At 66.1% G+C, this 13,081-nt stretch carries 13 protein-coding genes; 6 read left to right on the top strand and 7 right to left on the bottom strand.

Translation table 11 applies throughout. From position 1 onward, the window contains the following. Positions 1 to 46 precede the first annotated feature (46 nt). The 3 genes from CQW49_RS15495 to CQW49_RS15485 form a co-directional block, all read right to left on the bottom strand. On the bottom strand, positions 47 to 1,318 hold the full coding sequence (locus CQW49_RS15495) for a choice-of-anchor tandem repeat GloVer-containing protein (protein ID WP_003615145.1): 1,272 nt from the start codon (positions 1,316 to 1,318) through the stop codon (positions 47 to 49). Between the two features lie 293 nt (positions 1,319 to 1,611). Then, on the bottom strand, positions 1,612 to 2,856 hold the full coding sequence (locus CQW49_RS15490; RefSeq protein ID WP_003615147.1) for a glycosyltransferase: 1,245 nt from the start codon (positions 2,854 to 2,856) through the stop codon (positions 1,612 to 1,614). Next, on the bottom strand, positions 2,853 to 4,019 hold the full coding sequence (locus CQW49_RS15485) for a glycosyltransferase (protein ID WP_024749618.1): 1,167 nt from the start codon (positions 4,017 to 4,019) through the stop codon (positions 2,853 to 2,855). The genes CQW49_RS15490 and CQW49_RS15485 overlap by 4 nt, the downstream gene beginning before the upstream one ends. Positions 4,020 to 4,176: 157 nt before the next feature. On the opposite strand from CQW49_RS15485, the gene CQW49_RS15480 reads away from it, so the two are divergent. The 3 genes from CQW49_RS15480 (at position 4,177) to CQW49_RS15470 (ending at position 7,631) form a co-directional block, all read left to right on the top strand. Further along, entirely contained in the window at positions 4,177 to 5,070 is an 894-nt protein-coding gene (locus CQW49_RS15480; RefSeq protein WP_003615150.1) for a hypothetical protein, read from the top strand. Positions 5,071 to 5,157: 87 nt separating this feature from the next. Further along, positions 5,158 to 6,321, top strand: a complete 1,164-nt coding sequence (locus CQW49_RS15475) for an LptF/LptG family permease (protein ID WP_003615153.1) — start codon at positions 5,158 to 5,160, stop codon at positions 6,319 to 6,321. Between the two features lie 134 nt (positions 6,322 to 6,455). Continuing rightward, positions 6,456 to 7,631, top strand: coding sequence for an IS4 family transposase (locus CQW49_RS15470; protein ID WP_024749364.1), 1,176 nt, complete (start codon positions 6,456 to 6,458; stop codon positions 7,629 to 7,631). A 49-nt stretch (positions 7,632 to 7,680) separates the two neighbouring features. Here the strand turns inward: CQW49_RS15470 and CQW49_RS15465 are convergent, their stop codons facing one another. The 3 genes from CQW49_RS15465 to trpA are packed head-to-tail and all read right to left on the bottom strand — an operon-like array spanning position 7,681 to position 10,764. Then, positions 7,681 to 8,985, bottom strand: a complete 1,305-nt coding sequence (locus CQW49_RS15465; RefSeq protein ID WP_003615029.1) for a bifunctional folylpolyglutamate synthase/dihydrofolate synthase — start codon at positions 8,983 to 8,985, stop codon at positions 7,681 to 7,683. A gap of 19 nt (positions 8,986 to 9,004) precedes the next feature. Next, positions 9,005 to 9,865, bottom strand: a complete 861-nt coding sequence (accD, locus tag CQW49_RS15460; protein WP_003615033.1) for an acetyl-CoA carboxylase, carboxyltransferase subunit beta — start codon at positions 9,863 to 9,865, stop codon at positions 9,005 to 9,007. Further along, on the bottom strand, positions 9,862 to 10,764 hold the full coding sequence (trpA, locus tag CQW49_RS15455; RefSeq protein WP_003615034.1) for a tryptophan synthase subunit alpha: 903 nt from the start codon (positions 10,762 to 10,764) through the stop codon (positions 9,862 to 9,864). Before trpA ends, accD begins: the two co-directional genes overlap by 4 nt. Positions 10,765 to 10,880: 116 nt before the next feature. Here trpA and CQW49_RS15450 point away from each other — a divergent pair, with 116 nt between their 5' ends. Continuing rightward, on the top strand, positions 10,881 to 11,159 hold the full coding sequence (locus CQW49_RS15450) for a type II toxin-antitoxin system RelE/ParE family toxin (protein ID WP_003615036.1): 279 nt from the start codon (positions 10,881 to 10,883) through the stop codon (positions 11,157 to 11,159). A 127-nt stretch (positions 11,160 to 11,286) separates the two neighbouring features. Continuing rightward, the gene (locus tag CQW49_RS15445) at positions 11,287 to 11,613 is read left to right on the top strand and encodes a HigA family addiction module antitoxin (RefSeq protein WP_003615038.1); all 327 of its coding nucleotides are present in this window, start codon (positions 11,287 to 11,289) and stop codon (positions 11,611 to 11,613) included. Positions 11,614 to 11,621: 8 nt separating this feature from the next. On the opposite strand, the gene CQW49_RS15440 is transcribed toward CQW49_RS15445, so the two are convergent. Further along, positions 11,622 to 12,512, bottom strand: coding sequence for a LysR substrate-binding domain-containing protein (locus CQW49_RS15440; RefSeq protein ID WP_003615039.1), 891 nt, complete (start codon positions 12,510 to 12,512; stop codon positions 11,622 to 11,624). A gap of 110 nt (positions 12,513 to 12,622) precedes the next feature. Here CQW49_RS15440 and CQW49_RS15435 point away from each other — a divergent pair, with 110 nt between their 5' ends. Then, a complete protein-coding gene (locus CQW49_RS15435) occupies positions 12,623 to 13,075 on the top strand; it encodes a cupin domain-containing protein (RefSeq protein WP_003615041.1) in 453 nt (150 codons plus the stop codon). Positions 13,076 to 13,081: the final 6 nt, after the last annotated feature.

Genomic DNA, 13,081 nt, shown 5'->3' with positions numbered 1-13,081 from the left:
TATAGGGTCTTATCGGCGTGCGCTCAAACCGCTTGAAGAAGGCGCCTCACTTATAGAGAAACACCGTGCCGCAGCCGGTGAGCCCCTTCGGGCAATTGGCGCTGCGGTCGCCGCCGGTCAGCGTCGTTCCATAGATGACGCCCTTGTTCAGCAGAAGCACGCCATAGGGAGAGTCTCCCGCGGCGTCCATCGCCTTGAAGGAGCGCAGAACCTTCACCTTCCACGCCGAGCCGGAGGTCGGTGGGTCGAGCCGGTAGAGCGTGCCGCCGCCGCTCGCGCCGCCGCCGGCGCTGGTCCCGTAGAGAGAGCCCGAGGAATCGCGCACGAAGCCGGAGTGCGGCAGATTGGGCGCGCCGAGCGCCGAGCCGTAGATATAGAGCTGCTTATAGGTCCAGGCGCCGGTGGTCGTCGCCGGCGGCTTCAGCGAATAAGCGGTTCCGTAGCCGGACGCATTGCCGCCGGTGGTCGTCGTTCCATAGATCGTTCCGTCGGGGCCGAGCGCGAGGCGCCCTTCCGGATTGGCGCCGTCATGCGACGGGGGAAACTGATAGATCCCCTTGAAATTATAGAGGACGGAATAGGCGCCCGCCTTGGTGATGCGGAACACCACGCCCTGATTATACTTGCCGCCGCCGAAGGTCGCGCCGTAGATCGCGCTGCCCTTGCCGATCATCAGCTCGCCCTGCGGGCCCGAGCCGAACCCGCCCGTGAAGCTGTGCATCACGCTGAAAGCGCCGCCCGGGGTGATCTTGTAGATGACGCCGGCCTGATTCGCGCCCCCGCCCGTCGTCGCTCCATAGATCGTGCCGTCGGACGCCACCAGCACGCCGCCGATCGGCGCCGTTCCGTGGGTGCGGTCGAAACGGTGGATCACCTGATAGACATAGCTCGATCCGGACGGAGTGAGCTTGAACACCTCGCCACATCCGCAAGAGGTATCGGCGCCGGCGGAAGTCGTTCCGTAAATCTTGCCGTTGAAGACTGTCAGCGGGCCGGTGGGGGCGATGCCGTCCGGTCCGAGCACGAATTTGTGCAGAACCTTGAAGGTCCAGGCCGTGCCCGTCGTTGGCTTGGTCAGCTTGTAGATGACGCCGCAGGCCGAGCAATTGCCGCCATAGAGCGTCGTGCCGAAGATATTGCCGGCGGCGTCGACGGCGACGCCGCCGCGCGGCCAATTGCCGTCTTTGGAGAATTTGTGGATCGTCGAGAACACATTGGCGAATTGCGGCTCCGCCTCCTGCGCGAACGCGCGAGGCGCTACGCCGAACGCCGCGAGGATCAGCAAAAGCGCCGCAAGGAACTGTCGCGCCGAATGCATCGGTCTCTCCGTCACTTGAAAAACCCAGTCCAAACTCGGTCTATTGTGAACGCGGGCGCGCGCGAACGCAATGGCCACGTCGCAGGCGCCACGGCAATCCGGTGAAGGATAATCCCAACCCTCGTCCTGAGGAGCCGCCGTAGGCGGCGTCTCGAAGGACGGCCACGGTCAGAAATCTCAGGTTTCTCCCCGTTGCCGTCCTTCGAGACGCCCGCTTCGCGGGCTCCTTGCTCAGGACGAGGGTGATGGGGCTGTCGTCCTTCACCCGATTGCCTCGCGCGAGGCGCCGGCCTTCAGGCCCGCTCGTGCAGCAAAGGAGGAACCAGCGCGGCGAGGCGGCGCGCATAAGAGGACAGCGAGAAATTCTCCTCATAGAAGCGCCGCGTCGCGCTCGCCGCTCGCTCCTCCTGCGACGGGATGCGCGAATCGCTCGCCGCGGCGCGCAGGGCGGCGGCGAAATCCTCCGCCCGATCGGCGATCACGACATTTGCAAAACCCGCGGCGTCTGCGCGCATGCCGCGAAAGGCGTGAGCCGTCGCGATCATCGGCAGGCCGCTCGCCATCGCCTCCACCGTCTTGATCGAGAGGCCGTGGCCGCTGATCGTCGGCAGCAATGCGAGACGCGCCGCGGCATAGACTGCGGCAGGGTCCTCGACGCGCCCGACGAAGCAGGATCGCGCCGACTGATAGAGCGCGGGCTCGCGCGCCTTCACGCCCGCATCGACATTGCCGACGATCTTCACCGATGGCGCGCCGGCGCGCCCGAGAACCTCGCGCAGGAACCAGATCACGCTTTCGACATTGGCGCTATTGTTGCTCGCGACCAGCACGATGTCGGCCCCGCCGGGCCCGAGCGGCGCATCCGGCGCGCCCGGATAATGCAGCGCATGGCGCTTTTCCGGCAGCAGCGCGCGAAAATCCTCGTATTCCTCCGCATTGAGATGCAGCAGCAGATCGGCGCCGCGCATCAGCTCGAGCTCGCGGGCGAGCATTTCGTCGTAGCCGACGCGGGGCGAGAGCAGAAAGGCGCGTTCGTTCATCAGCGCGAATTGCCGCGCCTGCAGATCATGGGTGTCGAGCAGGATCGGCGCACCCGCGTGCGCGAGCCGCTGCGCCACCGGCATCAGGAAGAAATGATTGCAATGGACGAGATCGAAACGGCGCGTCGTCAATTTGGAGGAGAACCGCGCACGCTCGGCGATTCCGGCGCGGATGATCGCCTGATCGCCGTGCAGATAGGGCCACAGCACCTCGCGCAGGAAGCGTGGCGCGAGATAGGCGCAAAACGAGGGGCCGGCGAACCAGCGCTCGCCTTGCGAAAGCTCCGGCGTCGCCGCGACGAAGCAGCGCCAGCGCCAAGCGCGGTCCGGCGCGAAACCCGGAAGATCGCTGACGGCGATCGGCGCGACGCGGGCGCCGAGCGCGCGATAGGCGGCGATCTGCCCGAGCACGACGCGATAAGTGCCGCAGGAGTGCCACGCCGGATGCACCAGAGCGACGTCGCGACCGGCCAGCGGCCCCGGCTCATTCTCGCTCATGGCCGAAGGAGCGGCGCCGCCGCCTCCTCGAGCGCGCGCGCATAGGCGCCGAAGCTGAACTTCTCGTCATAGAGACGACGCGTATCGGAATCGACGCGCGCCGTCGCCTCCGGGCTGTTCCCGATGTCGCGCAGCGCGGCGGCGAAGCTCTGCGCGTCGTCGGCGAGCGTCACATTGCGCAGTCTCGAGGGATCGAAGCCCATGCCGCGAAAGGCGCGCCGCGTCGCGATCAGCGGCGCGCCGCTCGACATCGCCTCGACGGTTTTGATCGAGAGGCCGTGCCCCTCGACCGTCGGCAGCAACACCGCGGCCGATTGGGCATAGACGGCGTTCAAATCCTCGACCCGGCCTCTCAGCACATCGCGATGGGCTTCATACAGAGCAGGGTCGCGCTTCTTCAGTCCGGAATCGATATTGCCATAGACCTCGATGCGAACCTGCGGGGCCAGCGGCGTCACCTCGGCGAGCAGCCAGCGCAGGCTGTCGCGATTGGGGAAATTATCGCTGGCGACGAATATGACGCGCGCGCCGCCGGGGCCGCAGGCGACGGGCGCGATCGCCGGATAGATGAGACGATGCGACGCGTCGGGCAGCAGCCGCGAGAAGTCGTCGTTCTCTTCGGCGTTGAGATGGATGCAGCGATCGGCCTTGCGCATCCATTCGAGCTCGACCGCGAGCATGCTCTCATAGCGCGCGACTGGCGGAACGCAAAAGCGCGTCTCGTTGCGCAGGACGAATTGACGCGCCTGAATGTCCTGCGTCTCGAGCAGCGTCGGAATGTCGCGTCCGGCGCGCAGGCGCGCGGCCAGCGGCAGAGTGAAGAAATGGTTGGCGTGGATGAGATCGATCTGCTCGCGCGCGATCCCGTCCGGAAGCTCGACGCGCTTCATCATCTCGATGAGATAGCCCGCCTCGTCGCCATGGATCACGCGCAGCCATGCGGACAGGCCCATGCGGCGCGGGCCACAGAAATAGCGCGCGTCGGCGGGCAATTCGGATGTCGCGGCGAGATAGGCCGGCCAGCGCCCGCCCTGCGGCGGAGGCGGCGACGGAACGTCCATCACGGCGACCGAGATCGTCCGCGCGCCGAGCGCGCGATAGGCGAGGATCTGGCTCACATTGAGCTGATAGCTGCCGCAGGAGTGCCAAGCGGCATGGACCACCGCGACCGTCCGTCCGGCCAGCGGCCGGCGAGCGTCGATAGCGCTCAAACCTGCGGCGCTGATTGTGACCTCCCCCGCAACCTCCGAGACACAAAGGAGAAATCCGTTTTCCGGCATTCACTTGCTCGGAGGCGTAATTTCCAAGTAGAAGGCTTATATGAGCATCGGTTCTGCAAATCCACCCCTTTCCGTTTCCGTCGCCGAGCCTCTCGCCGCCGCGGCGGCCGAGCGCTACGGGATCGCCATCGTCGGCAATGACAAGATCATCGACTGGCTGCTGCCCTTCCTCGAGAGCTATGTCGCCACCAATGCGCATCTACCGCTCTATCTCATCCCCTATGACGAGAATGTCGCGCTGACGCGCCGCGCCGCCGAAATCTATGGCGCGCATTTCGTCGAGGAGACGCCGACCGAGATCGACAGACTCGCGCTCGAGCTCTATCCCGGCTTCTTCAACAGCCATCGCCGGCGCCTGCGCAAGCTCCATGCGCTCGCTCTGCCGCTGGACGAGGTCGCCTATGTCGATGTCGACGTCGTGCTGTTTCGCGATTTGGCGCCGCTCTTCGGGCGGCTCGAAGCCGGCAAGCGCGAGTTCATCGTCGCCTCGGCGAGCCTCGAATATGTCTATAACGAGAAGAAGGCCAATTACGACTTTCTGCGCGACGCCTTTCTCTTCAACGACGGGTTCTGGATCACCTCGCGAAAATATCTGACGCTCTCGCATTTCATCGAGACGATCGCGCAGGACGCGGAGATTTTCCACGCGGTGCGCAAACGCGGGCAATTATTCGCGCAGCCGCTCGTGAATTTCGTGACGCATCGGCGCCGGCTCGCCATTTCCGCTCTGCCCGATTGCATCGAGAAGGCGTCGGCCGAGAGCTTCTACAAGGCCAAGGGAATCACTTTCGAGGACGGCAAGCCGCTCGACCCCTATGGCGCTGAAATCTATTTCGCCCATTGGGCCGGCGCGACGCTGCTGCCGTCGACGCGGGCGTTCGACGCCGCCTGGAAGGACTATTCCCGCCGCGCCTGGGAGCGATTTCGCAAATAGGCCGAATTCCGCTATTCATATGCGTGGATGCGGCGATAGCGCTCTCGATCGGAGCGTCGCGCGGCGCCGCGCGCCGGAACGGGATCCATGCCTCGCCTCTTGTTCACCTATCTCGCCCGGCGCATCCTGTTCAGCATGGCGGTCGTGCAATTCGCGCTCAGCGTGCCGGTCGTTCTGTCCTATCTGCTCTACACGCTGACGCCCGCGGCGATTCGCGCCGGACTGCTGGCGCCGGCGCTGATCGGCACCACGCCGACCGTCGTCTATATCACCCTCCCCATGGCGATCGGCGTCGCGACGGCGCTCGAATTCGCGCGCATGTCCAGCGAGGGCATGATCGCGGTGCTCTATGCGCTGCGGCTCTCGGTCTGGTCCGTGTGCCGCCCGGCGATCGTCTGCGCCGGCGCGATGGTGCTCATCGGCTACGGCCTCGCCAATCTCATCGCCCCGCATTACGCCGGCGCGCTGCAGGACGTCATCAATGTGGTGCGCAACACGCTGAACCACCGCATGCTGGAGCCCGCGCGCTTCTACACATTCGACAATGGGCTGAAGACGCTCTACCTCGAGCGCTGGGAGACGCCCGACATCGCCGTCAATCTGTTCGTGCGGCAGCTGTCGCTGGCGAAAAACCAGGAAGAGACCATCACCGCCGCGCGCGCCGAATTTCGTCGCACGCCCTCCGGCGTCATCCTGGCGCTGTCCCACGGCAGCATTCAGACGCGTCCCTTCGACAGCACCGAGGTGCGCATCGCCGGCTTCGACGAATATGCGATGGCGCTGCCGATGCAGGGCAGCGAATCGCTGCCGGCGCGCAGCTGGCGCGGCGTCTATGAGATGGGCCCGCTCGAGTTTCTCGGCAATTGGAGCGTCGCCCGGCTCGACCGCCGCCTCTCCGGCGAATGGGCGGCGGAGGCGGCCAAGCGCTTCGGCATGCCCGCCCTCTCCTTCGCGCATACGCTGCTGGCGATGGCGCTGGTGCTGACCTTCGGCAATGTCACCGGCCGGCGCGGCGCCTCGAGCAGCTTCGTCATGATCGCCGTTCCGGCGACGCATATCTTCTTTCTGGTGGCGCTCGAGACCCTGCTGCGCGCGGATCCGCGCTACGCTATTCTGCTCGCGGCGCTGATCTGCGTGGAGATCGCGACCGCGGCCACACTGATCTCGCGTCGGAACAGAGCCACGCGCCCGATGCGCCGTCTGTCGGATTATGAGCAGGTCGAGCGGGAGCGCGAGAGCATCGCGGCTTAGGGCGCGACTCCCTTCTCCCGCCCTGCGCACGGCTGTCCGGGGAATGAGTCGATAAGTCGCGGGCGCATGCCTGGTACTTCCGAAGGTTTCGGGGTATTTTCCGGTTGTCGAGACTGGAAAATAAAGGACCAGACATGCGCTTCCAGAATAGCGTTTTTGTCGACTTGCTCAAGCCGATCGATCGTCGCGCGTTCGGCCAAATCGTCGCGCGCCACAAGGGCGACGCCTACGACAAATCCTTCAAGAGCTGGGATCATCTCGTCGTCCTGATCGCCGCTCAGCTCGGCGGCGAAACGAGCCTGCGCAGCCTCGAGGCCGCCTTCAACGCCAACAGCGGCTCCCATTATCACCTCGGCGTCCGCAGGATCGCCCGCTCCACCCTCGCCGAAGCCAACGCACGCCGGCCCGTCGGCGTCTTCGCCGATCTTTTCGCGCGCCTCTCCTGCGAACTCGACCGCAGAACGCGCCGCGACGGCGCCGAGCTGCTGCGCCTCATCGATTCGACGCCTATCCCGTTGAGCAAGTTCCACGACTTCGCCCGCTCGAACGGCCGCATCCACGGCATGAAGATGCATGTCGTCTACGATCCCGGGGTCGACCGCCCCTTCTGCGTCGAGGTCACGCCCGCCAATGTCAACGATGTCGAGATCGGCAAGAAGACGCCGATCGAGGCCGGCGCGACCTATGTCTTCGACAAGGGCTATTATGATTTCAAATGGTGGAGGGACATTCACGAGGCCCGAGCCTTGTTCGTCACGCGCCCCAAGAGCAACACCCGCCTCGCCGACCTCGCGGATCGGGAGATGCCGCAGACGCGCGGCGAAGGCTACACCGTGCTCAGGGATTGCGAGGTCGAGCTCGCCAGCAAGGGCGACTCGAAACTGCCCATGCCGCTGCGTCGCCTTCATATTCAACGCGATGCGCTGAAGGACGGCAAGCCGCAGCTGATCGTCGTGATCACCAACGACATGACGCGTTCGGCGGTCGAGATCGCCGCGCTCTACAAGGCGCGCTGGGCCATAGAGCTGCTGTTCCGCTGGATCAAGCAGCATCTCAACATCCGCAAGTTTCTCGGCGAAAACGAGAACGCCGTGCGGCTGCAGCTGATCGCGGCGATGATCGCTTTCGTGCTGCTGCGCATCGCCGCCCACCGCCACGATATCGAACTCGCGCATCTGCGGTTCTCGGAGCTCGCCGGCAGGTTTCTGTTCGAGCGGCGACCGATCGACAGACTCGAACGGCCGCCGCCCAAATATCAGGCCGCGCGGCGGCGCATATCGCCGAGGCAGCTGGAGCTCGCCTATGCCTGATTTTCCCCGGACAGCCGTGCGCGAGCGGGAGAAGGGAGTGCGCCAGTCGCTACTCGATCACCGAGCCGTTCAGCGCCAGCACGCCGGCGGCGAGATAGAGCGAGCCGGCGATCAATATGCGCGGCGGCGCTTCGTAGGAGCCGCGCGCAATGATCGACAGCGCCTCCTCGACGCTTCCGGCGCCGGCGGCGCGCATCCCCTCGGCGCAGGCGAGCGCGGCGATCTCCTCGGGCGGCCAGCTCTTGTGCTCGCCCTCCACCGGAACCGCCACCACCTCGCGGGCGAGGCCGGCGAAATGCTTCAGCAGCGCGCCGATGTCTTTGGTCACCTGCGCGCCGCAGACGAAGACGAGCGGCCGCGCGGATTTCTCCTCGAACTCCGCCATCGCCTCGGCCAGCACGCGGCCGCCGTCGTCATTGTGTCCGCCGTCGAGCCAGACCTCGGAGCCCGGCGGAACCAGCTCGGCGACGCGGCCGCGCGAGAGCAGCTGCAGCCGCGCCGGCCATTCGGCGCGCAGCAGCCCGGCCTCGATATGCTCGGCGCCGATCTCCGGCGCGACGGCGCGCAGCGCGGCGATGGCGCCGGCGGCGTTGGCCTGCTGATGCCGTCCCGGCAGGCGCGGCAGCGGCAGATCGAGCAGGCCCTTCTCGTCCTCATAGACGAGCCGGCCGTTCTCCTCGCGAATATGGAAATCCTCGCCGGCGATGAAGGTCGGCGCACCGACGCGCCGCGCCTCTCGCTCCAGCACATTGCGGGCGGCGTCCTGCTGAAAGCCGATGATCGCCGGAACGCCGCGCTTGAAGATGCCGGCCTTCTCATAGGCGATCTTCTCGATCGTATCGCCTAGGAACTCGTGATGGTCGTGCGAGATCGAGGTGATGATGGTCGCCTTCGGCGCCTCGATCACATTGGTCGAATCATAGCGACCGCCGAGCCCGGTCTCGAGCAGCAGCCAATCGGCCGGCTCCTCGGCGAAGAGCGCGAAAGCGGCGACTGTGGTGATCTCGAAGAAGGTGACGGGCTGCGCGCCATTGGCCCGCTCGCAGTCCTCGAGCATGCGGCGCAGGCGATCGTCGTCGACCAGCGTCCCGGCGAGGCGGATGCGCTCGTTGAAGCGCAGCAGATGCGGCGATGTGTAGACATGCGCGCGGAGGCCCGCCGACTCCAGCATGGCGCGCAGAAACGCCAGCGTCGAGCCTTTGCCATTGGTGCCGGCGACATGAATGATCGGCGGCAGGCGCCGCTCGGGATGGCCCATGGCGGCGAGCAGCCGCTCGGTGCGGCCGAGCGACAGATCGATCTTCTTTGGATGGAGGTCCAGCAGCCGCGTCAGAATCGCGTCGCGCTGATCCATGATGCGCCCTACGCTCCCGTCAGGCGGCGCGCCGAGGCGCTTTGGTCAGCAGAGCGCAGAGCCGCGCCAATGTCGCGCGCATCTCGGGGCGCGGCACGACCATGTCGACCATGCCATGGTCGCGCAGATATTCGGCGCGCTGAAAACCCTGCGGCAGCTTCTCGCGAATCGTCTGCTCGATGACGCGCGCGCCGGCGAAGCCGATGATCGCGCCGGGCTCGGCGATGTGAATGTCGCCCAGCATCGCATAGGAGGCGGTGACGCCGCCCGTGGTCGGATTGGTGAGCACGACGATATAAGGCAAGCGCGCCTCGCGCAGCCGGCGCACCGCGACCGTGGTGCGCGGCATCTGCATCAGCGAGAACATGCCCTCCTGCATGCGCGCGCCGCCCGAGGCGGTGAAGATGATGAATGGCGTGCGCTTCTCCAGCGCATGGGTCATGCCGGTGACGATCGCCTCGCCCGCCGCCATGCCGAGCGAGCCGCCCATGAAGTCGAAATCCTGCACCGCGACCGTGACCGGCGCGTCCTCGAGCTTGCCGAAGGCCAGCGTCACCGCGTCGATATGGCCGGTCTTCAACCGATACTCTTTGATCTTGTCGACATAGCGCTTGATGTCGCGGAATTTCAGCGGATCGGCCGGAACCTCCGGCGTCGGCAGCAATTCGTGCTCGCCCTCGTCGAAGAGGCTGGCGAGCCGCGCCTCGACGGGGATGCGCATGTGATAGCCCGAGCCCGGAATGACATAGAGATTGTCCTCTATGTCCTTGTGGAACACGAGCTGGCCGCTCTCCGGGCATTTGACCCAGGCGTTCTCGGGCGCCTCGCGCTTGATGAGGGCTTTGATCTTCGGCGGAACGACATTCGAATACCAGTTCATGACCAGAGCCTCGCGAGCGCTCCGAAGGTCGCTTTCAGAGAGAAGGGCGATTCTTTCTTCACCGGCGCGAGGGGGACGCGCGCTCCGCGCACCCCTCGGGCGAGCTCGGCGACGAGTTCCGTCACCGCCGGCGCCGTTTGCTCGCTCGCGCGCTTTTCGGCGTCGAGCGAGCGGGCGAGCGCATCGACCAGCGCCGAGCCGACCACGACGCCATCGGCATATTGCGCGATGGCGACGGCGTTCTCGGCCGTCTTGACGCCGAAGCCGACCGCGATCGGCAGCGGCGTATGGCGCTTCAGCCGGGCGACCGCCTCGGCGACGCCCGCATAATCGACGAGCGCCGCTCCGGTGATCCCGGTCAGCGAGACATAATAGACGAAGCCGCTGGAATTTTCGAGCACCTTGGGCAGGCGCGCGTCATCGGTGGTCGGCGTCGCGAGGCGGATGAAGCTCAGCCCGATGGCCCGGGCCGGCAGGCACAGCTCCTGGTCCTCCTCGGCCGGCAGATCGACGACGATCAGCCCGTCGACGCCGGCGGCCTTGGCCTCCGCCAGGAAATTCTCCGGGCCGCGCACATAGATCGGGTTGTAATAGCCCATCAGCACGATCGGCGTCGCATTGTCTTCCTCGCGGAAGCGCCGCACGAGGTCGAGCGTCTTCGTGACCGTCATTCCGGCATGCAGGGCGCGCAGGCCCGCCGCCTGGATCGAGGGGCCGTCGGCCATCGGATCGGTGAAGGGCATGCCGAGCTCGATGAGATCGGCGCCGGCCTTCGGCAGGCTCCTCATAATCTGAAACGAGGTCTCGAGGTCCGGATCGCCGGCCATGACGAAGGTCACGAGGGCGGCGCGGCCCTCGGCGCGCAGGGCTTCGAAGCGGGCGTCGATGCGTGTGCTCATGGCGGGAGGCGATAGCATAGGGCCGGGCGAAGGGGAACGCGGTTTCGCGGTGGGGGATGGTGCCGTGACTTCATCCGCTGTTTGACGGCCTATGCCTGTCATAGTATGTTTTATGTATGATACGCTCCGTCAAAGGCACGGTGACTCGGCAGTTCGTCGAGACCGGCAAGTCGAAGTTTTCCGGCCTCGACGAAGCGCTCGCGCGGCAACGTCTGGCGGAGCTCGACAGCGCCGCCTCGCTCGATGACCTTCCACCGCTTCGTAGCGTCGGACTTCACCGGCTCTCGGGTGACCGCAAGGGCCAATGGGCGATCAAAGTGAATGGCCCCTGGCGGATCGCCTTTCGATTCGAGGACGGCGATGCGTTCGAGGTGGAGATCGTCGACTATCATTGAGATGAAGGCGCGGCCGCAGTGGCGTAGAACCGCACGACTTGCTTTTAAAGCGCCATCACAGGGTCCCGGCTCGCCGGGGATGGCGAGACATCCGGGCGAAATCGCCCTGGCTTCAGTGAGGTTGGCCATGACGACGAAAAGCGCGGACATCTTCGAGGCCCCGCCCGGCGGCTTCCGTTTCGGCCCGATCCATCCGGGCCGCACCCTCGCCGCCGAGCTGAAAGCGCGCGGAATCAGCGCTCACGCGCTGGCGCTGAGCTTGCGGGTGCCCGCCAACCGGATCAGCGAGATCGTCGCTGGAAAGCGCGGCGTCACCGCGGAGACCGCGCTGCGCCTCGCCCGCTATCTCGGCACGAGCGCGGCCTTCTGGATGAATCTGCAGTCGAAATATGATCTCGAGATCGCCGAGCGCGATTTCGGCGAGCGGATCAGGGCGGAAGTCGAAGCGGCCTGACGCCCCCTTCACCGCGCGCTCGCGGCGAAATGGTCGCGGATGCGGGCGGCGAGGCGCAGCGCCGCCGGGGTGGCGCGGCCATCCGGCGCGCTGAGGAGGCAGATGGTGCGCAGCGGCGGCGCCGGCGCGAGCCGGGCGAAATGCAGCGTCGCGACGCCCGAGACATGGCGCACGTCGGCGGGGACGATCGACACATATTCGCCGGTGGCGACGACATTGAGGATCGCCGCGAACGTGTTGAAGGCGAGGATGCGCAGCGGCGTCACCTTCGCCTCGGCGAGATAATCGTCGGCCGCCGCCCGCGTGCGAAAGCCATGGCCGAGCAGCGCTAGGCTCTCCTGCGCGATGTAGCTCGCGGGGACCTCCTCGGCCTCGCCGAGCCGGCTCTCGCGCGCGCAGACCAGCATCAGCGTGTCGGCGTAGAGCGGCTCGGCGCGGCTCTTCGTATGCGCGCGGGGCAGGCCGACGCCCAGATGCAGCGTGCCCGCCTCGACGCCGGCGTCGATCTCGTCATTGGCGAGCTCCAATATCTCGAGGTCGATGGCCGGATAGTCACGCGCGAAATCGGTGACGATGCGCGGCAGATAGAGCGCGTTGAAGGTCTGCGTCACGCCGATGCGCAGCCGGCCGCGCTTCAGCCCACGATGCTCCAGCACCGCCTCGCGCAGCCCCTCGACCTCGGCCAGCACCCGGCGCGCGCAGTCGATCGTCAGCAGGCCGGCCTCGGTCGGCTCGACCTTGTGCGCGCTGCGGATGAACAGGGTCACGCCGAGCTCGGCCTCGAGGTCCTGGATCTGCTGCGAGAGCGTCGGCTGCGACACATTGAGCGACCGCGCCGCGCGCGTAAAACTGCGCGCCTCCCCGACCTGGATCAGATAGCGAAGCCGACGGAAGTCCATGGCGGAACTCTATCATAGGCAATCCCTATTTTCAGTATCGAAAACAAGTCTTGGACCTATTCTCGTCTTTGCCTGATGAAAAAAGCGTCACAACGAGACGGGAGGTAGCCATGTCCGCCCAGCAGACTTTCCACTCCGCCGATTTCGACAAGACGCCGCCTTCGTTCGAGGTTCGGCTGCCCGAACGGCTCGCCCATCGCGGCGTCGAGAAGGACGACGCGCGCGCCGCTTATTCGGCCGAGCGCAAGCATCCGGTGCATTTCATCGACCTGCCCTCCCATGCCATCAGCCTCACCGTGGGCGGGCTGACGCCGGGCGGGCGCTCGAACCGCCATCGCCACACCTATGAGACCATTCTTTATGTGCTGGAGGGGCGCGGCTATTCGCTGATCGAGGATCGCCGCATCGACTGGGAGGTCGGCGACGCCGTCTATATCCCCGTCTGGGCCTGGCACCATCACGTCAACGCCGATCCCGACAAGCCCGCGCGTTATCTCGCCTGCGAGAACGCGCCCATGCTGCAGAACGCCGGCCGTTTGGCGATCCGCGAAGAATCGAAGTGAGGACCG

The organism is Methylosinus trichosporium OB3b, assembly GCF_002752655.1.
Classification (GTDB): Bacteria; Pseudomonadota; Alphaproteobacteria; order Rhizobiales; family Beijerinckiaceae; genus Methylosinus; species Methylosinus trichosporium.
This window is presented reverse-complemented; position numbering and strand designations above follow the sequence as displayed.